At 37.7% G+C, this 21,605-nt stretch carries 20 protein-coding genes; 18 read left to right on the plus strand and 2 right to left on the minus strand.

Translation table 11 applies throughout. From position 1 onward, the window contains the following. Window positions 1-11: 11 nt before the first annotated feature. From rfaE1 to KH286_RS00850, 18 genes are all read left to right on the plus strand, one after another. Window positions 12-1,490 carry a D-glycero-beta-D-manno-heptose-7-phosphate kinase gene (gene rfaE1, locus KH286_RS00765; RefSeq protein WP_278617517.1) on the plus strand — a complete coding sequence of 493 codons (1,479 nt, stop codon included), beginning with the start codon at window positions 12-14 and terminating at the stop codon, window positions 1,488-1,490. Beyond that, on the plus strand, window positions 1,487-2,452 hold the full coding sequence (rfaD, locus tag KH286_RS00770; protein ID WP_077708349.1) for an ADP-glyceromanno-heptose 6-epimerase: 966 nt from the start codon (window positions 1,487-1,489) through the stop codon (window positions 2,450-2,452). The genes rfaE1 and rfaD overlap by 4 nt, the downstream gene beginning before the upstream one ends. Continuing rightward, a complete protein-coding gene (locus KH286_RS00775; protein WP_004692981.1) occupies window positions 2,452-2,946 on the plus strand; it encodes a D-glycero-alpha-D-manno-heptose-1,7-bisphosphate 7-phosphatase in 495 nt (164 codons plus the stop codon). The genes rfaD and KH286_RS00775 overlap by 1 nt, the downstream gene beginning before the upstream one ends. 69 nt (window positions 2,947-3,015) lie before the next feature. After that, the gene (locus KH286_RS00780) at window positions 3,016-4,035 is read left to right on the plus strand and encodes a glycosyltransferase family 9 protein (RefSeq protein ID WP_278617518.1); all 1,020 of its coding nucleotides are present in this window, start codon (window positions 3,016-3,018) and stop codon (window positions 4,033-4,035) included. Then, a complete protein-coding gene (locus tag KH286_RS00785; RefSeq protein ID WP_077708350.1) occupies window positions 4,035-5,075 on the plus strand; it encodes a glycosyltransferase family 9 protein in 1,041 nt (346 codons plus the stop codon). Before KH286_RS00780 ends, KH286_RS00785 begins: the two co-directional genes overlap by 1 nt. A 4-nt stretch (window positions 5,076-5,079) precedes the next feature. Beyond that, entirely contained in the window at window positions 5,080-6,063 is a 984-nt protein-coding gene (locus tag KH286_RS00790) for a 3'-5' exonuclease (RefSeq protein WP_316138617.1), read from the plus strand. A gap of 71 nt (window positions 6,064-6,134) precedes the next feature. After that, window positions 6,135-7,526 (plus strand): aminopeptidase, encoded by a 1,392-nt coding sequence (locus KH286_RS00795; protein ID WP_004697029.1) that lies wholly within the window; start codon window positions 6,135-6,137, stop codon window positions 7,524-7,526. Window positions 7,527-7,576: 50 nt separating this feature from the next. Then, the gene (locus KH286_RS00800) at window positions 7,577-7,954 is read left to right on the plus strand and encodes a hypothetical protein (RefSeq protein WP_024061486.1); all 378 of its coding nucleotides are present in this window, start codon (window positions 7,577-7,579) and stop codon (window positions 7,952-7,954) included. 131 nt (window positions 7,955-8,085) lie between these two features. After that, the gene (locus KH286_RS00805; RefSeq protein WP_278617520.1) at window positions 8,086-9,063 is read left to right on the plus strand and encodes an ABC transporter substrate-binding protein; all 978 of its coding nucleotides are present in this window, start codon (window positions 8,086-8,088) and stop codon (window positions 9,061-9,063) included. Window positions 9,064-9,087: 24 nt separating this feature from the next. Continuing rightward, on the plus strand, window positions 9,088-10,068 hold the full coding sequence (locus KH286_RS00810) for an ABC transporter substrate-binding protein (RefSeq protein WP_012864241.1): 981 nt from the start codon (window positions 9,088-9,090) through the stop codon (window positions 10,066-10,068). Window positions 10,069-10,079: 11 nt separating this feature from the next. Beyond that, window positions 10,080-10,952, plus strand: a complete 873-nt coding sequence (locus KH286_RS00815; protein WP_004697183.1) for an ABC transporter permease — start codon at window positions 10,080-10,082, stop codon at window positions 10,950-10,952. A 10-nt stretch (window positions 10,953-10,962) separates the two neighbouring features. Continuing rightward, window positions 10,963-11,760 (plus strand): ABC transporter ATP-binding protein, encoded by a 798-nt coding sequence (locus KH286_RS00820; protein ID WP_119562894.1) that lies wholly within the window; start codon window positions 10,963-10,965, stop codon window positions 11,758-11,760. Between the two features lie 171 nt (window positions 11,761-11,931). After that, window positions 11,932-12,198: a 30S ribosomal protein S15 gene (gene rpsO / locus KH286_RS00825; protein ID WP_004692991.1), complete on the plus strand. Its 267-nt coding sequence runs from the start codon at window positions 11,932-11,934 to the stop codon at window positions 12,196-12,198. Window positions 12,199-12,309: 111 nt separating this feature from the next. Continuing rightward, a complete protein-coding gene (locus KH286_RS00830; RefSeq protein ID WP_278617521.1) occupies window positions 12,310-14,379 on the plus strand; it encodes a polyribonucleotide nucleotidyltransferase in 2,070 nt (689 codons plus the stop codon). A gap of 10 nt (window positions 14,380-14,389) precedes the next feature. Continuing rightward, on the plus strand, window positions 14,390-14,839 hold the full coding sequence (dut, locus tag KH286_RS00835) for a dUTP diphosphatase (RefSeq protein ID WP_021148054.1): 450 nt from the start codon (window positions 14,390-14,392) through the stop codon (window positions 14,837-14,839). Between the two features lie 146 nt (window positions 14,840-14,985). After that, window positions 14,986-16,611, plus strand: a complete 1,626-nt coding sequence (locus KH286_RS00840) for a class I SAM-dependent methyltransferase (RefSeq protein ID WP_058948474.1) — start codon at window positions 14,986-14,988, stop codon at window positions 16,609-16,611. An 8-nt stretch (window positions 16,612-16,619) separates the two neighbouring features. After that, window positions 16,620-17,153, plus strand: coding sequence for an NUDIX hydrolase (locus KH286_RS00845; protein ID WP_058948475.1), 534 nt, complete (start codon window positions 16,620-16,622; stop codon window positions 17,151-17,153). 130 nt (window positions 17,154-17,283) lie between these two features. Further along, the gene (locus KH286_RS00850) at window positions 17,284-18,456 is read left to right on the plus strand and encodes a phosphopentomutase (protein WP_278617522.1); all 1,173 of its coding nucleotides are present in this window, start codon (window positions 17,284-17,286) and stop codon (window positions 18,454-18,456) included. 295 nt (window positions 18,457-18,751) lie between these two features. Here the strand turns inward: KH286_RS00850 and KH286_RS00855 are convergent, their stop codons facing one another. Both KH286_RS00855 and rpsT read right to left on the minus strand, forming a co-directional pair. After that, window positions 18,752-20,956 (minus strand): RNA ligase, encoded by a 2,205-nt coding sequence (locus KH286_RS00855; RefSeq protein WP_008713789.1) that lies wholly within the window; start codon window positions 20,954-20,956, stop codon window positions 18,752-18,754. 145 nt (window positions 20,957-21,101) lie between these two features. Then, on the minus strand, window positions 21,102-21,362 hold the full coding sequence (rpsT, locus tag KH286_RS00860; protein WP_004692998.1) for a 30S ribosomal protein S20: 261 nt from the start codon (window positions 21,360-21,362) through the stop codon (window positions 21,102-21,104). Window positions 21,363-21,605: the final 243 nt, after the last annotated feature.

A 21,605-nucleotide genomic window follows, 5' to 3' on the forward strand; every position in this document is an offset into this window, starting at 1 on the left:
ATAGGTGGATTATGATAAATACTACCATTAGTCAGTTTTTAACAAAGCAACTGCCAAACTTGAAGATTGCCGTTGTAGGCGATGTAATGGTAGACCGTTATGTTTTTGGTGATGTAAGTCGTATTTCTCCAGAAGCACCGGTTCCTGTAAACCGCGTGTCCAAGATGAAAGAGGTCCTTGGTGGAGCTGGTAATGTTGCATCTAATCTGTCTAATTTAGACTGTAAAGTATATCTTGGTGCACTAGCAGGTAATGACGACCATGGCCATTTATTAAAAAATTTACTTGATACTGATAAAATCGATACGACTGGTTTAATCACTAGTGATGACCGCTCTACTATTACTAAGATGCGCATATTGGGTGATCGTCAACAGATGATGCGCCTTGATTTTGAAACAATTACAAATTTAACCAATCAAGAAGAGCAACAATTGTCTGTTTGGTTGGAAAATCTATGTAAAGCGGGGATTGATGGTATTGTCGTATCTGACTATGGTAAAGGCGTTTGTACACCTACCTTATTGAAGACAATCTTTGGTTTGGCTAAGGAATATGGTGTGCAAACTATCGTAGATCCTAAGGGGGCAGACTGGTCTAAATACAATGGTGCTACATGTATTACACCGAATGTGAAAGAACTTGGTGAATGTGTAGGCCGTACATTAGAAAATGATGATGCTACTATTGTAGAGGCTGCTAAGTCTGTACTTGCTGATGTAGATTTAGACTATATTGTGGCCACTCGATCTGCTAAGGGTATTACGGTTATTGCAAAGGATGGCCGCACATGGCATAATCCTGCTACTCAACAAGAGGTGTTTGATGTGAGTGGTGCAGGAGATACCGTTGTATCCATGATGATGACCTGTCTTGCAAGTGGTTTATCGATGCGTTTAGCCTTACATATCGCCAATGGTGCAGCAGGTATCGTAGTATCTAAGGTTGGTACGTATCCAATACATCGTTCTGAGTTATTAGACTTATGGCATTCCTATAAACATAGTATTCAATCTAAGCCATTATATACGAAGGAAGAGATGAAAGAACTCGTTTCACAATGGCAAAGCAAAGGTGAAACTGTAGTGTTTACAAATGGTTGTTTTGACATTCTTCACCGTGGACATATCACGTATTTACAAGAAGCTGCGCAGCTAGGTGATCATTTAATCATTGGATTAAATTCTGATGTATCTGTTCGACGTTTAAAAGGAGAAACACGGCCCATCGTAAGTGAAGCGGATAGAGCGGCCTTGTTGAGTGCGTTGCAATGTATTGATGGTGTAGTACTATTTGAAGAGGATACACCGGCTGAATTACTAGCGTACTTACGTCCCAATACTCTTGTTAAGGGTGGAGATTACAAAATAGAAGATATTATTGGACGCGAGTCCGTTGACAATGTAGAGGTTCTTTCATTTAAAGAAGGTTACTCTACATCAGATATTGTAGGGAAAATAGCTACTATGGCTAAGGAGGGCAAATTATGATTATCGTAACAGGTGGTGCTGGTTTTATTGGCAGTAATATTGTGAAAGCACTGAATGATTGTGGTCGTACAGATATTCTCATCGTAGATGATCTTACAGATGGTCGTAAGATTCGCAATATTCAAAATCTAGAATTTCTAGATTACATCGATTGTGATGATTTTGATTGTGCTATTGCTGATGGTACATTCGACGTTGGCCCTATTGAAGTCGTATTTCATGAAGGTGCTTGTGCAGACACAATGGAATATAATGGCAAATACATGATGAAGAACAACTATGAAGGTTCTAAAAATCTATTCCATTATTGCCAAGACCGTCGCATTCCATTCATCTATGCCTCCTCTGCATCTACCTATGGTAATGGTACAAATGGTTTCGTAGAAAAACCGGAAGCTGAAGAAGCGCTTAACCCATATGCGTATTCTAAATTGTTATTCGACCGTTATGTACGCAAATATGAAGGTGAATATACTGCGCAAGTTGTTGGGCTACGTTACTTTAATGTATATGGTCCTAATGAAGCCCATAAAGATAAAATGGCTTCTTTAGTACGTCAAATGTTCTACAAAAATAAAGAAACAGGTATTATTAATCTCTTTGAAGGTACAGATGGCTACGAAGATGGTGGTCAAACACGTGACTTTATCTATGTAAAAGACGTAGTTAATGTAAACTTCTATTTCTGGGAGCATCCTGAAATCTCTGGTACTTTCAACTGTGGTACAGGTAATGCTCATAGCTTTAATCAATTCATGCAAGCTGTTATCGACTACAATGGTCAAGGCAAAATTGAATATGTGCCATTCCCAGAGGTGTTAAAGGGTAAATACCAAAGCTTTACAGAGGCTGATACTACTAAATTGTTAGCTGCTGGCTATGACAAAGGGTTCCATAAAATGGAAGATGCCGTTAAAGAATATTGTGAACTATTAGATAATAACGAAGGGTATTTACGCTAATGCGCAAGGTATTATTTTTAGATCGCGATGGTGTTATTAACAAGGATGTTAGTTATCTATATAAAATCAGCGATTTAGAGTGGGTAGATGGTGCAAAAGAGGCCCTTGCTTATGCTCATAGTAAGGGCTATGATCTCATTGTAGTGACAAATCAGAGTGGTGTAGCTCGTGGTTATTATAAAGAATCTGATGTTCAGATTTTACATGACTATATGGCTCATGAACTAGATCGCAGTGGAGCACCGATTTTACATTTCTATTACTGTCCACATCATAAAGAAGGTATTGTTCCTCTCTATGCAGTAGAATGTGAATGTAGAAAGCCTAAACCTGGCATGATTAAGCAAGCCATTAAGGATTATGATGTAAATATATCAGATAGTTTTCTTATCGGTGATAGTCAGCGTGATGTTGATGCAGCTGAGGCTGCTGGCATTAAGGGGTACCTATTTAAAGGCTCTAATCTATTGGATTTCATTAAAACAATAATTTAATCATTTATTCCATTTAGTTTATTTCGGAAGAATATATTTGGGTTTGTTGTGTTGTATTGGGGAGGCTATATGAAAGATTACAAGAATATACTCATCATCAAGATGAGTTCCTTAGGTGATGTAATTCACGCATTGCCTACCTTGTACGCTGTGCGCAAGAATTGGCCTAATGCGCGTATTACATGGGCTATTCATGAGCAATTCGCTAGCCTCTTACATGGTACACCATGGGTTGATGACGTGATTATCATTGACAAAAAACAACTAAAGAAGCCTACGTATTTATATCAATTGCGCAAGGAGCTACATAGTCGTCATTTTGATATGACCTTAGACCTTCAATGTATCGCAAAAAGTGCTATTGTTTCTTTATTATCTGGTGCCCCTGAAAAATATGGCTACTGGGAGCTTCGTGAGGGCAGTAATCTTGTTAATAAAGCATTAGTAGGTGAGCATAAATACGACCATGTTATTGAACGCTATCTGGATACCGTACGCGCCCTTGGTGGTGAGGTGGAGGAGATTGAATTTCCGATGCCAGCTTACGTTGAGGCTGAGAAATCCATAAAACAAAAGTTGAAATGCCATGGTGTAGATGATGAATATATTGTAGTTGTACCTGGGGCACGATGGATTGTTAAGGAGTGGCCACTTCTAAATTTTGGAGAACTTTGTATTCGTTTATGTGAATCTGGTAAGAAGGTTGTTATTGCCGGTGCTCCTGATGATGTAGATAAAGGTGCTTTCATAGAAAATTATGTAAAACATAAGAATCTCATCAATTTAGTTGGATCTACAACCATGCCTGAACTCATTGAGTTGATTCGTCATTGTCAGATTTTTATTAGTGCCGATACGGGACCATTGCATATTGCAAATGCTTTGAAGCGTCCTTTGATTGCCATGTTTGGTACAACATCACCTAAGCGTACAGGTCCTTATGGTGGTAGTCATGTACATCTCATTATTTCACCTACTTCTAAGGCTACACCTGAGCAACCACTAGTAGATGATCCAGATTGTATGGCACAAATTCCTGTAGACGCGGTATGGTCAGTGTATGAACAAGTACTTGGAAAGGAACTATAATGGAACTAGATTATAAGCGCATTGTGGTAACCTTTTTAATGCATTTAGGCGATGTTATATTAACGACTCCGTTTTTAGAAGTGCTTCGCAAAGCGGCTCCTCATAGTCATATTACGTATGTAATAGATGAAAAATTACAACAAGTAATGGAATATAATCCAAATATTGATGAACTTATTGTTGTAGATAAAAAAGGGCGCCATAATAGCATCTTAGGTCTCAATGAAGTGGCTCGTGAAATCAATGCTAAGGGAAAACCTGACATTGTCATTAATTTACATCCCAATGAGCGTACTTCATATTTAGCATGGAAGATTCATGCACCTATTACAACTGGTATGAGTCATTTCCTCTTTAGACCATTTATGACAAAGTATACGCGCTTAGATCGTAAAACTCGTCATGCTGCGGATATGTACATTAATGTACTAGAGCAATTAGGTGTAACAGATACTTCTAACTCTGGTTTACATATTGAGACCTGTGAAGAATGGCGTCGTCAGGCTCAAGAGTTTTATTCTGGTCATGGATTAACTGATACTGATATACTCATTGGTTTTAATATCGGTAGCGCCGTTCCTGAGAAACGTTGGCCAGCTGAACGATTTGCTCATGTAGCAGATTACTTTGGTCGTTTAGGTTATAAGACGGTTTTCTTTGGCGGACCTATGGACCTTGAAATGGTGCAGCCCGTAGTAGAACAAATGGAAACAAAGCCTATTGTGGCTACCGGAAAATTCCAGTTAGGTCCTTTGGCAGCGGCTATGAGCCGTTGTAATCTATTAATTACTAATGACTCTGGACCAATGCATGTAGGAATCAGTCAAGGTGTGCCAATTGTGGCACTGTATGGTCCATCAAATCCATTCTTTTATGGACCTTATCAAGCTCATGCTATCGTTTTAGAAACGATGGATTCTTATGAGATTGGTAAAAGCATGAAAAAAATTATTAAAGAAGGAAATTATAAAGGTTTATCTGTAATTTCTGAAGAACAGGTTATTAAAGCAGCGGAAACATTGCTTTTAGAATCGAAATAAACGTATGAACTATATTGTATTTGATTTAGAATGGAACCAACCCTATAGCAATGACATTAGCTTTATGAAGCGCACAAAAATGCCGTTGACAGGGGAAATCATTCAAATCGGAGCGGTAAAACTGAATGAAAAGATGGACATTATAGATCATTTTACGATGTTCATCAAACCTCAATATCTGCCACGGATGCATAAACATGTGCGCGAGTTGACAGGGATAACCACCCATGAGCTCAATCATGGTGTGCCATTCAAGACGGCTATGCAGTACTTTCAAAAATGGTGTGGTGATGAATATATGCTGCTTTCTTGGGGATCAGACGATATTCTTATCCTTCGAGAAAATCTTATGCTTCATAAGATGAAAGCATTATCTTATGATCAATGGGTAGATGCGCAAATGATTTATTCTTATCAACGCTATGGAACAAGTCAACAGTATTCTGTGGCGCATGCTATGGAGGATCTCAATATATCGACGGAGCATTTATCTGCTCATAATGCCTTGCATGATGCAGTTTTTACAGCTCACATTTGTCAGACTTTAGATATTGCACAAGGAATTTTACATTATGATCTAATTCGCAAGGAAAGCAGTAATCCTTTCCTATATCCTCCTATTCTTACCTTTTTTATGTATGAAAATTTTTCTGAGAAAAAACGTATTGTTCATGATAGAAGAGTACGTATGTCCTTCTGTCCGTACTGTCAAACACGTTTAGAAACGACAAGACCTGAACGATTACAAGGGGATAAGCACCTAGCCATTGGAGTATGTCCTAAACATGGCGATTTTGCGGTGCAACTTAAAGTTGGAAAGTATACGATTAAGTCCGGCAGTAGTAAATTCTATGTTACTAAGGTAGTGACCCATTGTACGGATGAAATTCGTTCTCTATATACTCAGAAGTCTGAAATCAATCGCGAAAAAGAGCGAAAATATTTAGAGTATCGTAAGGCGGAACAAGAAAAAGTCCGCCAAAAATAGTTATGTAAATTCAAGTTCGTTTTCTGAACTGTACTATATATTAGGATATGAACTTTTAGAAAGGATAGATTATGGAACGTAAATATGCATGGCATAATTATGATGATGCCACTATGGAAAAGGTATATGCTTTAAGTGATACATATCGTCAATTTTTAGATAATGGTAAAACAGAACGTGAATGCGTTGTGCAAGCTGTAGAATTTGCAGAAGCAAAGGGCTATGTAAATCTAAATGACATTATTAAAAGCAATACGTCAATTAAAGCTGGTGATAAGATTTATTACACACATATGGATAAATCTATTGCTTTATTTAATATTGGTACTGATGATATTGAATTGGGTATGAATATTTTAGGTGCTCATATTGATTCTCCACGCATCGATGTAAAGCAAAATCCACAATATGAGGATAGTAATTTAGTATTTTGGGATACTCATTATTATGGAGGTATTAAAAAATATCATTGGGTAGCTATGCCTCTTGCTATTCATGGCGTTGTGGTAAAAACAGATGGTACTCGTATCAATATTAATATTGGTGATAAGGAAAGCGATCCTGTATTCTGTATTACTGACTTGTTGCCTCATTTGGGACAAGAACAAATGCAAAAAAATGCAGCTAAAGTAATTGAAGGGGAAGCTCTTGATTTACTCATCGGTAGCCGTCCAGTTAAAGACGAAGAAAAAGAAGGGGTTACTAAATTTATTAATAGCCTTCTTGAAAAAGAGTATGGATTTATTGAACGTGACTTATTGTCTGCAGAACTAGAAATTGTACCAGCTGGTAAAGCACGTGATATGGGCTTTGATCGTTCCATGGTAATGGCGTATGGCCAAGATGATCGCGTGTGTGCCTACACATCCTTGGTAGCAATGCTTGAAGTGGATAATGTAAAGCGTACTACTTGTTGCTTACTTGTAGATAAAGAGGAAATTGGTTCTGTAGGTGCTACAGGTATGCAATCACGCTTCTTTGAAAATGCAGTGGCTGAAATTTTAACACTTATGGGTAAACCTAATTCTGTAAGTGTACGTCGTACGTTGGAGAAATCTCGTATGTTATCCTCCGATGTAAGTGCAGGCTATGATCCGCTTTATGCATCGGCGTATGAAAAGAAAAATGCTTCTTACCTTGGTATGGGTGTAGTATTTAATAAATTTACTGGCTCTCGTGGTAAAGCTGGTTCTAATGATGCGAATGCTGAGTATATGGGCTTTATCCGTCGTGTCATGGAATCTAACAATGTAACATACCAAACAGCAGAGCTCGGTAAGGTTGATTTAGGTGGTGGTGGCACCATTGCGTACATCATGGCTCTTTATGGTATGAATGTCATCGACTGTGGTGTAGCCGTTCTTAGCATGCATGCTCCTTGGGAGGTTACATCTAAGGCTGATATTTACGAGGCTAAACAATGCTATGTGGCGTTCTTAAATGCAGCTGATGAATCAATCTAAGATAATGGGGCTTTCACCAATGGTAAAAGTCCATTCTTTGTGAGGTGTATATGAAGCAAACAGAATTAGGCGCAGCTATAGAGTCTGCGAAAGGAGAGGCTACAGAGGTCAAGACTGTAAAGGTAGATATTTTTGACATCCCTGAAACGAAGGTTGAAGAATATATTGCTAATCGTGAAGAGGTAGCAGAAGCAGCAGCGCAGGTTATGAAATCATACTGTGTTACTGTAAAACGTGAAACCTTAGATCCTGAAGAAGGGGAAGCAGTGGTTGGTTACTATATAACGGGTGAAATTCTAATGTGCGTCATATTGGATCCATTTGAAGTGCCTGTTATGAAGGTAGCTCTCGACAAAGGGACTCTTAAGGACTATATTTTGGCAGCTAATGATCTAACAGAAGACATGTTAGCGTCTCTTGAAAAGTAAAAGGATTTCGTATCTTAATGTGTTCTATAAATGGACAAATGTAAAATACTTTAACCTGCTACATTGATGTAGTAAAGAAATTTGTTTATAATAGATGTATTATAGTCATTGCAGATAGGAAGGAAATCCCCATGAACTTGAAAAAAGGTATTGCCCTAGCGCTCACGGCGGCAGCATTGTTGGCGTTTACAGGCTGTGGCTCAAATGGAACTACATCGAATGGTGAATATAAAGTTGGTGTTGTACAGCTGGTAGAACATCCTGCACTAGATGTGGCAAATAAGGGCTTTGTTGATGCGCTAAAAGAAAAAGGTTTGGCAGAAAAGATTACTTTTGATCAACAAAATGCGCAAGCTGATCAATCTAATTTGAATAGTATTGCACAGCGTTTTGTATCCGATCGGAAAAACTTGATTTTAGCAATTGCTACGCCAGCGGCTCAATCCATGGCGAATGCAACTCATGATATTCCCATCTTAGGTACAGCAATTACTGATTACGAGGCAGCTAAACTTGTTAAATCCAATCAAAAACCTGGTGGTAATGTATCTGGTACGTCTGACATGAATCCAGTAGAGCAACAAGTAGATCTAATTTTACGAGTAATGCCAAATGCGAAAACAATTGGTACTATCTATAGCTCAAGCGAAGTAAACTCTCAAATTCAAGTGGAGAAGATGAAAGCTTATGCAGCTACAAAGGGTATTAAAGTTGAAGAAGTTACAGTTTCCAATGTAAACGATATTCAACAAGCGGCACAAAACCTAGTATCTCAACGTGTGGATGCAGTTTATGTGCCAACAGATAATGTGGTAGCTTCTGCGATGAGCAATCTTGTAGCTATTACCGATCCAGCAAAAATTCCTGTGTTTGGCGGTGAAGATAACCACGTAAAAGGTGGGGCAGTTATGTCCTTGTCTGTAGATTACTACAAACTTGGTTACCAGACTGGTTTGATGGCAGCTAAAATTCTAACTGGCGAAGCTAAAGTTGAAGATATGCCTATCGAAATGCAGAAAGAATTTAAATTAGTTGTGGGAAAAGATAAATTAGAAAAATTGGGCATCACCTTACCAGAGGATTTGATGAACAAGGCGACTATGATTTAATACATAACTGGTAAGGAGTTATACATGAACTGGAAAAAAAGTATTGCAGTGGCACTTAGTGCCATTGCTGTTATGGCAATGGTAGGCGGTTGTGGTTCCAATACTGCAACTAATGACCAAAAGAAAATTGGTGTTATTCAATTAGTAGAACATCCATCTCTTGATGCTGCTAATAAAGGTTTCGTAGATGGTTTAGCAGCTAAAGGATTTAAGGATGGTCAAAACATTAAAATTGACCAACAAAATGCACAGGCCGATCAATCTAATCTAAATAGTATTGCACAACGTTTCGTATCTGATAAAAAAGATTTAGTATTAGCTATTGCAACGCCTGCGGCTCAGACGATGGCAAATGCTTCTCATGACATGCCAATCATGGGTACAGCTATTACAGATTACGTGACAGCTAAACTCGTTCAATCTAACGAACACCCTGGTGGTAATGTATCTGGTACATCTGATATGACACCTGTTGAAAAAGAGGTTGATCTTATCATAGCATTAGTACCGAATGTAAAGCGTATTGGTGCCATTTATACATCCTCTGAGATCAACTCCCAATTGCAAGTTGAAAAAATGAAAGCGTATGCTGCTACAAAAGGTATTACTGTTGTAGAGGCAACTGTTTCCAATGTAAATGATATCCAACAAGCCGCTACAAATCTTGTGAACCAAGATGTACAAGCTATCTATACGCCAACAGATAATGTATTGGCATCTGCTATGGCTAACTTAGCACAAATTACAGATGCTGCTAAAATTCCAGTATTTGCTGCCGATGAAGGTATGACAATGACTGGTGGTGTAGCAACTTATTCTGTTGATTACTATCAATTGGGTTATCAAACAGGTTTAATGGCTGCTAAAGTTCTTGCAGGAGAAGCAAAAATTGCAGATTTAGCTATTGAGACACAAAAAGAGATTAAGTTAACTGTTAACGAAGAACGTGCTAAAAAATTAGGTATTACGATTCCTGAAGCTCTTCGTAAAGATATGAAACAATAGAGGAGAATTTGATGTTAGATTTAGTGGTAGGCACCATAACCACAGGCCTTTTATGGTCTTTGTTAGCGGTCGGTGTATTCATAACCTTCCGCGTATTAGATGTGGCTGACTTAACCGTGGAAGGTACGTTCCCAATGGGGGCAGCCATTTCTGCTATTTTAATTACAAGTGGTATGAATCCAATCCTTTCCATTTTACTTGCCGGTGTGGGTGGTATGATAGCCGGTGCTGTAACAGGTTGGATTCATACAAAATTAAAAATTCCTGCATTATTGGCTGGTATTTTGACAATGATTGCATTGTACTCTGTAAACCTTCACATCATGGGCAAAGCTAATGTATCTTTGCTTCGTATGGATACAATTTATACGATTCTTGGTGGATTTTTCCATACGCCGAATATGTGGTCTGCAGCCATCGTAGGTATTATAGTAGCTGTAGTTGTATGTTTGCTCTTATTTTGGTTCTTCGGTACCGAAATTGGTACAGCCTTACGTGCTACAGGTGTTAACCCTCAAATGATTCGCGCTCAAGGCGTAAATACTGATAATATGATCGTTCTTGGTCTTTTGATTTCCAATGGTTTTGTTGGTATGTCTGGGGCTCTCATTGGTCAATTCCAAGGCTTTGCTGATGTAGGTATGGGTATTGGTACCATCGTTATTGGTTTGGCATCTGTAATCATCGGTGAAGTAGTGTTTGGTACGAAATCTTTCGTACGCAGTCTCATCGCCGTAGTACTTGGTTCTATTGTATATCGTATTGTTATTGCTGCAGTTCTCTACATGGGTATGCCACCAAATGATTTGAAATTATTCACTGCAATTCTTGTTGCCATCGCGCTTTCCTTACCTACATTGAAAGCAAAATGGTTGGCTCGTTAAGGAGGACACTATGTTAGAAGTAAAAAATATGGTAAAAACCTTCTTTAAGGGCACAATTAATGAAAAGACTGCATTACAAGGCATTAATCTTCGTCTAGAAGAGGGTGATTTTTGTACTGTCATTGGTGGTAATGGTGCTGGTAAAAGTACTTTGCTAAACTCCATTGCTGGTGTATTTCCAGTAGATGAAGGATCCATTACAATTAATGAAATTGATGTGACAAAAATGCCAGAATACAAACGCGCTAAATACATTGGTCGTGTGTTCCAAGACCCTATGGTTGGGACTGCTGGTAATATGCAAATCGAGGAAAACTTGATTCTTGCTATGCGTCGTGGTAAACGTTTAGGTCTTAAATGGGCTTTCAAAGATAGTGAACAAGCATTTTTCAAGGAACGGCTTGCATTATTAGGCTTAGGCCTTGAAGATCGTTTATCTGCTCGTATGGGCCTACTATCTGGTGGTCAACGTCAATCTATTACATTGTTAATGGCTACCATGCTTCGTCCAGAACTCTTATTGCTAGATGAGCATACGGCGGCACTTGACCCTAAAACTGCAGAAAATGTATTGCAACTAACTGATAAACTCGTTGCAGAACATAATCTAACAACTCTTATGATTACCCATAATATGCGTGATGCATTGCGATTTGGTAATCGCCTCATCATGATGGACGCTGGTCGAATCATCTACGATGTAAAAGGGGAAGAAAAGAAACAATTAACTGTTGCGGACTTACTTCAAAAGTTCGAGGTAGCTGGTGAAAATGCACTGAGCGACCGCATGGTGCTAGGTGCTAAATAATAGAAGGAAGTTCTAATCTATCTTTTGTTCAATTACTGTATTTTTGCTTTACAAGATAGGGCAGATACTGTATACTAAATTAGGTCGTAAGACATATCGTAAGCGAAGTATTCGATTCTCCAACGGTTACTTAAGCTTATCGGGATTATAATTTTTTAGGAGGTAACATTAATGTTAACTACAGAAGCTAAATTAGCAGTAATTAAAGAATACGCTACTCATGAAGGTGACACTGGTTCTCCAGAAGTACAAGTTGCGATTTTAACAAGTCGCATTCAATACTTAACTGAACACTTGAAAGAGCACAAAAAAGACCATCATTCCCGTCGTGGTTTGTTGAAATTGGTTGGTCAACGCCGTAACATGCTTGACTACCTTCGTCGTAAAGATATCGAACGTTACCGTTCCCTTATCGAACGCCTTGGTCTTCGTAAATAATAAAATTAGCCGTCCTAAAGGACGGCTTTTTTATTTTGAATTGGCTATTTAGCTTTAATTGATATATAATTAGAAGGTATACATATAAGAAGATTTTTAGGAGGAATAGGAATGGAACAATTCCAAATGGACCTAGCTGGTCGTACTCTTACGATTGAGACTGGGGAACTTGCAAAACAAGCTGGCGGTGCCGTAATGGTTGGCTATGGCGATACTCGTGTACTCGTTACTGCTACAGGTTCTAAAGAGGCGAAGGATATCGACTTCTTCCCACTTACAGTAGACTATGAAGAAAAAATGTATGCTGTTGGTCGTTTACCAGGGGGGTTCATTAAACGTGAAGCACGTCCACCTGAGTCTGCGATTTTGAATAGCCGCTTGATTGACCGTCCTATTCGTCCATTATTTAATAAAGGTGTACGTAACGAAGTACACGTAGTAGCAACAGTTATGTCTGTGGACCAAGATTGTGATCCAGCCATTTGTGGTATGATTGGTGCTTCTGCGGCATTGTCTATTTCTGATGTTCCTTGGAATGGTCCTATTGCAGGCGTTCGTATGGGACGTATCAATGGTGAATTTGTTGTAAATCCAACGAAAGCACAATTAGAAGAAACAGATCTTAATATCGTTGTAGCTGGTACTAAAGATGCTATCCTCATGGTTGAAGGTGGCGCTGAAGAAGTACCGGAAGATATCATTCTTGAAGTTATCATGGCAGCTCACGAAGAAATCAAAAAAATCGTAGCATTCCAAGAAGATATGACTGCAAAAGTAGGTAAGGAAAAACGCGTATTTGAATGTAAAGATGTTCCTGCTGAAATTAGTGATGCAGTTCGTGCCTATGGTCATGATAAACTTGATGCTGCAGTTCGTTGTGCAGATAAACAACAACGTGATGCACAAGAAAATGAAGTACGTGCAGATGTATTAGCTCACTTTGAAGAGATCTACCCAGATAACTTGGCTGATGTAAATAAAGCATTTGATGCAATGACAAAAGAAATCGTGCGTCATATGATTACTGTTGAAAAAATCCGTCCAGATGGCCGTCAACTTGATGAAGTTCGTCCAATCTCTTGCCGTACAGGCGTATTACCACGTACACATGGCTCTGGCTTGTTTACACGTGGTCAAACTCAAGTGTTGAATGTCACAACAGTAGCGCCTTTATCCGAAAAACAAACCATTGATGGCCTTGGTGTTGAAACTGAAAAACGTTATATTCATCATTATAATTTCCCATCTTTCTCCGTAGGGGAGACTCGTTCTTCCCGTGGCCCTGGGCGTCGTGAAATCGGTCATGGTGCATTGGCTGAACGCGCGTTGGTGCCTGTGATTCCGAGCGAGGCAGACTTCCCATATGCGTTGCGTTTAGTATCTGAAGTATTGGAATCAAATGGTTCTAGCTCCATGGCTTCCGTATGTGGTTCTACATTGTCTTTGATGGATGCTGGTGTACCTATTAAAGCTCCTGTAGCAGGTATTGCTATGGGTCTTGTAACTCAAGGGGAACATTATACAATTTTAACTGACATTCAAGGCATGGAAGATGCTCTTGGAGATATGGACTTTAAAGTTGCTGGTACAGCTAAAGGCGTAACAGCAATTCAAATGGATATCAAGATTTCCGGATTATCCCGTGAAATCCTTCAAGAAGCATTAGAACAAGCTCACAAAGGCCGCATGCATATCATGGGTATCATGCTTGATACAATTGCTGAACCACGTCAAGAAATGTCTCAATACGCTCCACGTATTATTACAATGAAAATTGATCCTGATAAGATCCGTGACGTAATCGGTTCTGGCGGTAAAGTAATCCGCAGTATCATCGAAGAAACAGGCGCTAAAATTGACATTGAAGATGATGGTACAGTATTTATCGCTTCTGTAGAACAAGAAGGGGCTGCGAAAGCTCAAGAAATCATCACTAACCTTACTAAAGAGGTTGAAGTAGGTGAAGTATATCTTGGTAAAGTAACTCGTTTAATGGCCTTTGGCGCATTCGTAGAGGTATTACCATGTAAAGAAGGTCTTGTACATATTTCCAAACTTGCAAAAGAACGCGTTGAAAATGTAGAAGACGTAGTAAGTGTAGGGGATGAAATCATGGTAAAAGTTATCGAGATCGATAAACAAGGCCGTGTAAACTTGTCCCGTAAAGATTGTTTAAAATAAGAGGTGTTACATGGATATTCGTGGCTTTGAAGTAGTTTCTGCTTTTGAAGAACAAGATATCAACTTACCAACACGTAAAACAACTGAAAGCGCAGGTTATGATATTGAATGTGCTGAAGCTGTTACATTAGAACCAGGCCAAGTAGTGCTCGTTCCGACAGGTATTAAAGCTTTCATGGCATACGATGAATACCTTGCCATTCATATTCGTTCTAGTATGGCTATTAAACGCCATCTAGCACTTGTGAATAGCACAGGTATCATTGATAGTGATTACTACAACAATGAGGACAACGAAGGTCATATTATGATTGCCCTTCTAAACTTTGGCAAAGAACCAGTTACCCTTGAAAAAGGCGAACGCGTTGCTCAAGGTATATTCTCTAAATACCTTATTACAAACGATGATGACGCTACAGGTGTAAGAACTGGTGGCATTGGAAGCACCGGGACTATGTAAATAATTTATGCTTTAGTATAAATTAGTAAAAGCCGCTCAACTTTGTTGGGCGGTTTTTGTGTGTTTATTTCTCTCCTCAGCTGTAATTATTATCAATAATACTATATAATATTTATTATAGTTAGTAGAACAATTCGGGAGGCTTTATGAAACAGGAGTCAAAACAAAAAAAGAATGTAGGTACATCAGTTATGGGGAATGACATTGAGACTACACAAAATACTATGCACGTATTGGATGAGAATAAGGTTCTTAAAAAGAGTTATGAAGATGTAGTATATATTTCTCAACCTTTTGGGGCAACCTCGTTGAACACATTAGCAGCGCGAGCTTTGTTATTTGGATTAAATCCTGTATCTTTAAAAAAGGCGCGTGTCCTTGAGCTTGGATGTTCGTTTGGTGGAAATATTATTTCTCAAGCTTTATACTATCCTGAAGCGTCTTTTACGGGTATTGATTTATCGTCTTCCCAGATTAAGATGGGAAATGAACTGATTGCGTCGATGGGACTTACCAATATACATTTGATTGAGAAGGATATTCTGGATATTGATGAATCGTTCGGTATTTTTGACTATATTATTGTACATGGTATTTGGTCCTGGGTTCCGGATGTGGTAAAAGATAAAATTCTATCTATCTGTAATAAGAATTTATCCGATAACGGTGTAGCTTATGTATCGTATAATACCTATCCTGGATGGAAACGATTAGAGCAGTATCGAGAAATCATGCAATATGCAGAGCAAAAAGAGTTAGAGCTACCGTTGATGGAGAGGACTTTATATACGAAGAATATATTGAAACTTGTAGCTGATACGATGGGGATGGATAATCGGATAAGTCAAAAAGCGAGCTATAAAATTGATAATATCCAAAATGTGTTAAGCTCTAACGATTATTATGTGGCCCATGAATATTTAGAACCTTTTAATGATCCTGTATATGTACATGAATTTATAAAACGTGCCAATGACCAAGGTTGTGCCTATATAGGGGATGTATTTCTTTCACGATCTTTCATAAGTTGGTTACCGGAGGATATTCACGATAATATAGCTCAATTGGCAAATGATGATTATATTGCAAAAGAGCAATATTATGATTACATTTATGATACGCAGTTTAGAATGTCCCTGTTAACGAAAAATAAACATACTAAAAAAATTGTTCGTAATGAACGAGTTAGTATAGATGTATTATCAAAATTATATTATTGCAGCGTTGTCAATACTGGTATTCCTTCTAATATGACGGATAGTATCCATATTGCTATTAAAGAGGTTATGGATCGAGGGGATATATTTACTGTTCAGGATATAGTAGATCATATACATAGAAAGTTGCCTGGTTATACTATCGAAATGGACAGAGTTTATTCTCGTTTACTATATTTGATTATTGTAGATAATCTCGATATGTACGCCGAACCATATGAAAGAGTTGCTTTCGAAGATAATAAGGTGTATATACCTCAACGTTTTATAGATTTTATTTCTACTATAGTAGAAAAAGAAGGCAGCTCCTATATTGGTATAGGAGACATGTACAATAAAGTACAACAAGATATAGATAATGGATTTCTCTTTGTAATAAAGCAAATGGTGGAGCCTACAACAAGAGAAAAGATTCTTGCTATTATGGATGACAATATTACAGTTCAGCGTCATACGCGGGATAATATTGATTTTATTGTTCCTAATAAAGTGTATTTAGAGGAAATTTTACAACGTATAAGAATGCTCGGGTTTTTACATAGAATAGAAGATTAGAGGTATATATGGCAATTAGTAAGGAAATTCAGAAATCCAGCGAAATGAAATTTAATGGTAAGTTGATTCAAGTTACCTATGATATAGCCGATGTGAACGGAAAGGATGCATGGCGTGAGGTTGTGCATCATCCAGGTGCTACAGCGATTGTGGCAGTCACAGGGGATAATAAGATTGTTATGGAACGTCAATTTAGATATGCTTTGCAACAGACGCTACTGGAGGTACCAGCAGGAAAATTGGATCCAAATGAAGAACCGATTGTTTGTGCTAAACGGGAGCTTGCTGAGGAAACCGGCTATCGTGCAGCTCAATGGATTTCGTTAGGGACAATTGCTACGAGTCCTGGTTTCTGCAATGAAGTATTACATTTATATCTTGCGAAGGACCTTACCATGGGGGAAACTAATTGGGATCCTGATGAATATGTAGAGTTAGAATACTACACATTGCCAGAACTATTGGAGGCTATCAAGAATGAGACTATTAAGGATAGCAAATCTTTGGCGGCCCTCATGCTTGCTATGCCATATCTTAAGTAATTTTTAGAAATATTATCTCTCAATATAATATGTATTTTATTAATTCATATTGATGATTTTAACTGTAATATGTTATAAAGTATTTTTACATTATATGAGTAACTAATCTCATATAGATTTAGGAGTACATATGTATAATCGAATTATTCTACTAGTAATGGATAGTGTCGGTGTAGGGCATGCAGCCGATGCGATTAAATTTGGCGATGAAGGTTCGAATACATTAGGACATATCGAAGCGGTAGCAGGACCTATTCGCTGTCCAAATTTAAAATCTCTAGGTTTAGCTAATATTGCTGATATATCAGCGTTTGATGAGCCTGTTATTGGCGCTTATGGTCGTATGGCTGAAACGAGTACTGGCAAAGATACGACAAGTGGTCATTGGGAGATGATGGGGCATCCTGTAACGGTGCCATTTCCGACATTTTATGATGGATTTCCGAAGGAACTGATGGATGCTTTCATAAAAGAAACGGGTTATGGATTTCTTGGTAATGAGGTAGCCTCTGGAACGGAAATTATTGAACGCCTCGGAGAAGAACATATAAGAACTGGTAAGCCAATCGTATATACATCGGCGGATTCGGTTTTTCAAATTGCAGCGCATGAGGATATCATTCCCTTAGAAGATTTGTATCGCATGTGTCAAATTACACGCGATAAAGTATGTGTCGGTGATTATTATGTGGGGCGTATTATAGCTCGACCTTTTATTGGTACACCAGGTCATTTTGTACGCACCTCAAATCGTCATGATTACAGTCGTATGCCTGAAAAGAAAATGGTGCAACAAGAGTTACAAGACGCAAACATTCCAACAGTGGCAGTGGGCAAAATCGGCGATATTTATGCTCATGTTGGCTGGGATGCATCATATCCGACAAAGTCTAACGCGCATGGTATGAACGTAGTTCCTTATCTGTTGGGCCAAAGCTTTACACGGGGGTTCATGATGGTCAACCTTGTTGAATTTGATAGTCTGTACGGTCATCGGCGCAATGTAGAAGGGTATAAGCGTGCTATTGAAGACTTTGATTACCAATTAGGCGGTTTGTTGGACTTGCTTAAAGATGATGATTTACTTCTCATCACTGCAGATCATGGGAATGATCCGACTTGGAAAGGTACAGATCATACGAGAGAAATGGTGCCTTTGCTAGCTTATAGTCCAAGTATGAGTCATTCCGTAGCTTTGGGTGATAGACATAGTTTTGCGGATATAGGCGAAACAGTATTACAAAACTTTGGATTGAAACAATGGGGGATTGGTTCTTCATTTCTTAATTCTTTGAAAGTGTAGCTTTGTATAGAAACTATTTCTTATATATAATTGAATATAATCTTATAATACTGTTATCAAAAAATTGTATGGATAATTTGTTATAATTAAATTCATTTATTTTGTTCTTTTTCATACCTACTAAATCATATACCAATGGAATGTGTACTTTGGGCCATTTTTCCTTAAAAAAATACAGAAAAAATAGCTATTAGTTGATTATATATAATCAACTAATAGCTATTTTTAGTAGTAAGGGACTATTTGGTTATAGTCCCTTTTGCTTTTATCCTTAAAACAGGATGAGTTTATTTAACTATAACAAGCCTTGACTTTCCATCATATCTTTAATATCAAGTATGGTAGATTTACATACTACATCATAATCTAATGAACCAAGGAAGTTTGCAAATTTAGTGTCATCTTCATTTTTACAGTTTTCATATGGAATTTTACCAAATTTTTGATACGGTTCTAGAATGCGATTTCGTCTGTGTTTCCACATATTATAATAAGGCCCTTTGAATTTAGTCATAAAACCATTGCTATCGACTAATACAAAGCCTTCAGATTCATGGCATGAATTTAGTTCCTCATTTATAATGTCTTGGAGCTCATCCATGGTAGAAATTTGTTGAACTGTTTTAACAATGGAAATCAAGTCAGTGTCATATTTTTGTAAAATTGTATATAGTTCAGCTAATTTTTCTCTAGAGAATGGGACATCTATATGCTTACCATTTACGTCTAGAGTATTTTGAATCATATCAAGCACATAGAGATGGTCTTGGTCGTATTTAATGATATGAGTATCCTCTTGACTGATGACTTCAAATATCATGGAGCAGTTATTACGTGCTAATAAATCTTTGATTTTTGCTTGTAGATTTTCAGGTAATCTATGGAATAGTTTTTTAAATAAATCCACATGTATACCCTCTGTTGTAGATTTAGAGGCAAATACTAATTCTTCGTTGATAACGCCAAGAATAGCAAGGTAACCATTTTCTTTAGTTCTAATTTCAACTGGGAAAGAAAGAGTATTAGCTAGATTATCTAACTCTGTTTCTGGGCGTTCACCAAGATTAAAGAATTTATTATAACTACGTAATTTCACATCTCCTGTAATTCGATCCACAAATAATCCACGAGCGTGTACTGTACTTTCATTCCATAATCGCTTATGGAATACACGAGAGGTAAAGTTCAAGGAATATAGGTTAGGGAAACACTGTTTTACTTTTACTAATTTTGAATTGCCAATAATATTAATATCTTCATTTTGTGTGAAGATGATGTGTTGTGTCATATTTTGGAATTCATGGCGCATATAATCTTTATCATATACATCGTTTTTTATTCCATTTTTTGTGAAAGTATTTGCAGTGATATCGATGTATTTTAGTTCTCCACCAAATTCTACTTCTCCTTCCAAACAGAAGGAGTACTTTCCATCTGGAACACCACGATGACCGTGAATTTGAATGAAGTCCTGACACATGCCTTGTTCGTAATTAGTATCGTAAATATTAGCGATATTTGTTTCGTAAGCTCCAAAACCATTAATAAATGTTGAGGTGGCTATGAAGGTCATATTAGGCACATAGGAGAGGCCACCATGGGAAACTAAATATTTTTTGCCATGGAAGCTGAATGGATAACATTGACGAAGTGATTTATAAAAGAGTCGTAGTTCTCGTTGGAGTGATTCTACTTCTTTTTTCGTCATATCTTTTACGATAGGTGCTACCACATCTTTCATAAAGCGTTTGGAACGATCTAAATTTGTATGGAATGCAAAGTTTGCAATATGTCGCTCGTGATTACCTTCTAACATAATTGTATTAGGTAATGTGCTGAGACGCATCATTTCGTACATCATTTCTTTGTTTTCAATACCGCGTTCTAAATAGTCACCGCAGAAGATGTATAATGTCTTTTCATCCCATGGTGTAATAGCTTGTTGTAATGCGGTGTAGCAACCGTGAATATCACCGATAATACGTACTCGATTATATTTATTTGTTAGATTAGCCGTGAAGTAATTGTTAATTTCATCAATAGAGTTAATTCTTTTGCAAAAGTTTGGTAATGTGCTTGTTTTAATCGTTTTGTACATATAATGAATAACTTGCTCTGGCACACGTTTGTAATCGGTGCGTGCCGCATTACGGGCCAAGCAATCCTCTAAGGATGTATTAGGTTCATAGTAATATACAGTATATTTATATTTGTTAAGCAATTCTTTGTAAGCATTAATAGCTTTAGAGGTAGTGTGAGTAGCATCTAAGACAACAAAGTCGCCATTGCTCATTCGTTTTTCTAAACAATCTAGTAGGAGCTTCCATGTTGGACCATTATCCTCTTGTGAAATATACCAGCCGTTCTCACCAAGGGAAGGGCTACGTAAAAGCATACGGAAATGATCGGCTTCAAGGGTGTAAGCCTCAAGATTGTTGTCACGAATCCACTGAGACTTACCACTAGCAGGAGCACCACGCATTAATAATAGTGTTCTCATAGTAATAGTCCTCTAATCTGCCCATAGGGCGTAATAAAATATAACTGTATAACAAACGAAAAATTTTTTTATGACTAAATAGAAAAAAGGCATAAAAAAACAGTCTCAACGGATAACCGAGAGACTGTCTTGCTTGCTTTTAAAATTATAAAGCGTTTACTTTAGCTGCAAGGTTAGATTTTTTGCGAGCTGCAGTGTTTTTATGAAGTACACCTTTGGAGGCTGCTTTATCAATTACGCTAGTAGCATGAACAAGTGCTTGTTTTGCTTCTTCTACTGCGCCTGCTTGAACAGCTTCAACGGTTTTACGAGCTGCTGTACGAATTTGAGATTTTACAGCGGCATTTTTCGCACGACGTTCAGCATCCGTTTTTACGCTTCTAATACTGGATTTAATATTTGGCAATTGAGTCACCTCCTTAAAAATCGTTTCTTATACCTGAATGATTATATCATACCAAATATTGATACGCAAGGACTTTTCAGCCCAATATTTTCCTTAATGACATGATTTGTAAAACATTTTCTACTGTTTATTAACAAAAGTATATATGTGGTTTTTAAAATCAAATTACTTACTCATTTTCTAGTGTAACAATATATTAATTTTTATTTATGAAAGTTAAAAGGGTCCTTATGTTATAATGAA

The organism is Veillonella parvula (assembly GCF_018378075.1).
Lineage (GTDB): Bacteria > Bacillota > Negativicutes > Veillonellales > Veillonellaceae > Veillonella > Veillonella parvula_K.

What these genes read in the sequence shown, in the direction of transcription:
- KH286_RS00775 (WP_004692981.1), top strand. Translation starts at nt 2,452, where the DNA reads ATGCGCAAGGTATTATTTTTAGATCGCGATGGTGTTATTAACAAGGAT.
- rpsO (WP_004692991.1), top strand. Translation starts at nt 11,932, where the DNA reads ATGTTAACTACAGAAGCTAAATTAGCAGTAATTAAAGAATACGCTACT.
- dut (WP_021148054.1), top strand. Translation starts at nt 14,390, where the DNA reads ATGGATATTCGTGGCTTTGAAGTAGTTTCTGCTTTTGAAGAACAAGAT.
- KH286_RS00795 (WP_004697029.1), top strand. Translation starts at nt 6,135, where the DNA reads ATGGAACGTAAATATGCATGGCATAATTATGATGATGCCACTATGGAA.
- KH286_RS00780 (WP_278617518.1), top strand. Translation starts at nt 3,016, where the DNA reads ATGAAAGATTACAAGAATATACTCATCATCAAGATGAGTTCCTTAGGT.
- KH286_RS00840 (WP_058948474.1), top strand. Translation starts at nt 14,986, where the DNA reads ATGAAACAGGAGTCAAAACAAAAAAAGAATGTAGGTACATCAGTTATG.
- KH286_RS00845 (WP_058948475.1), top strand. Translation starts at nt 16,620, where the DNA reads ATGGCAATTAGTAAGGAAATTCAGAAATCCAGCGAAATGAAATTTAAT.
- KH286_RS00790 (WP_316138617.1), top strand. Translation starts at nt 5,080, where the DNA reads ATGAACTATATTGTATTTGATTTAGAATGGAACCAACCCTATAGCAAT.
- KH286_RS00850 (WP_278617522.1), top strand. Translation starts at nt 17,284, where the DNA reads ATGTATAATCGAATTATTCTACTAGTAATGGATAGTGTCGGTGTAGGG.
- KH286_RS00785 (WP_077708350.1), top strand. Translation starts at nt 4,035, where the DNA reads ATGGAACTAGATTATAAGCGCATTGTGGTAACCTTTTTAATGCATTTA.
- KH286_RS00830 (WP_278617521.1), top strand. Translation starts at nt 12,310, where the DNA reads ATGGAACAATTCCAAATGGACCTAGCTGGTCGTACTCTTACGATTGAG.
- rfaE1 (WP_278617517.1), top strand. Translation starts at nt 12, where the DNA reads ATGATAAATACTACCATTAGTCAGTTTTTAACAAAGCAACTGCCAAAC.
- KH286_RS00810 (WP_012864241.1), top strand. Translation starts at nt 9,088, where the DNA reads ATGAACTGGAAAAAAAGTATTGCAGTGGCACTTAGTGCCATTGCTGTT.
- KH286_RS00800 (WP_024061486.1), top strand. Translation starts at nt 7,577, where the DNA reads ATGAAGCAAACAGAATTAGGCGCAGCTATAGAGTCTGCGAAAGGAGAG.
- KH286_RS00855 (WP_008713789.1), bottom strand. Translation starts at nt 20,956, where the DNA reads ATGAGAACACTATTATTAATGCGTGGTGCTCCTGCTAGTGGTAAGTCT.
- KH286_RS00805 (WP_278617520.1), top strand. Translation starts at nt 8,086, where the DNA reads ATGAACTTGAAAAAAGGTATTGCCCTAGCGCTCACGGCGGCAGCATTG.
- KH286_RS00820 (WP_119562894.1), top strand. Translation starts at nt 10,963, where the DNA reads ATGTTAGAAGTAAAAAATATGGTAAAAACCTTCTTTAAGGGCACAATT.
- KH286_RS00815 (WP_004697183.1), top strand. Translation starts at nt 10,080, where the DNA reads ATGTTAGATTTAGTGGTAGGCACCATAACCACAGGCCTTTTATGGTCT.
- rfaD (WP_077708349.1), top strand. Translation starts at nt 1,487, where the DNA reads ATGATTATCGTAACAGGTGGTGCTGGTTTTATTGGCAGTAATATTGTG.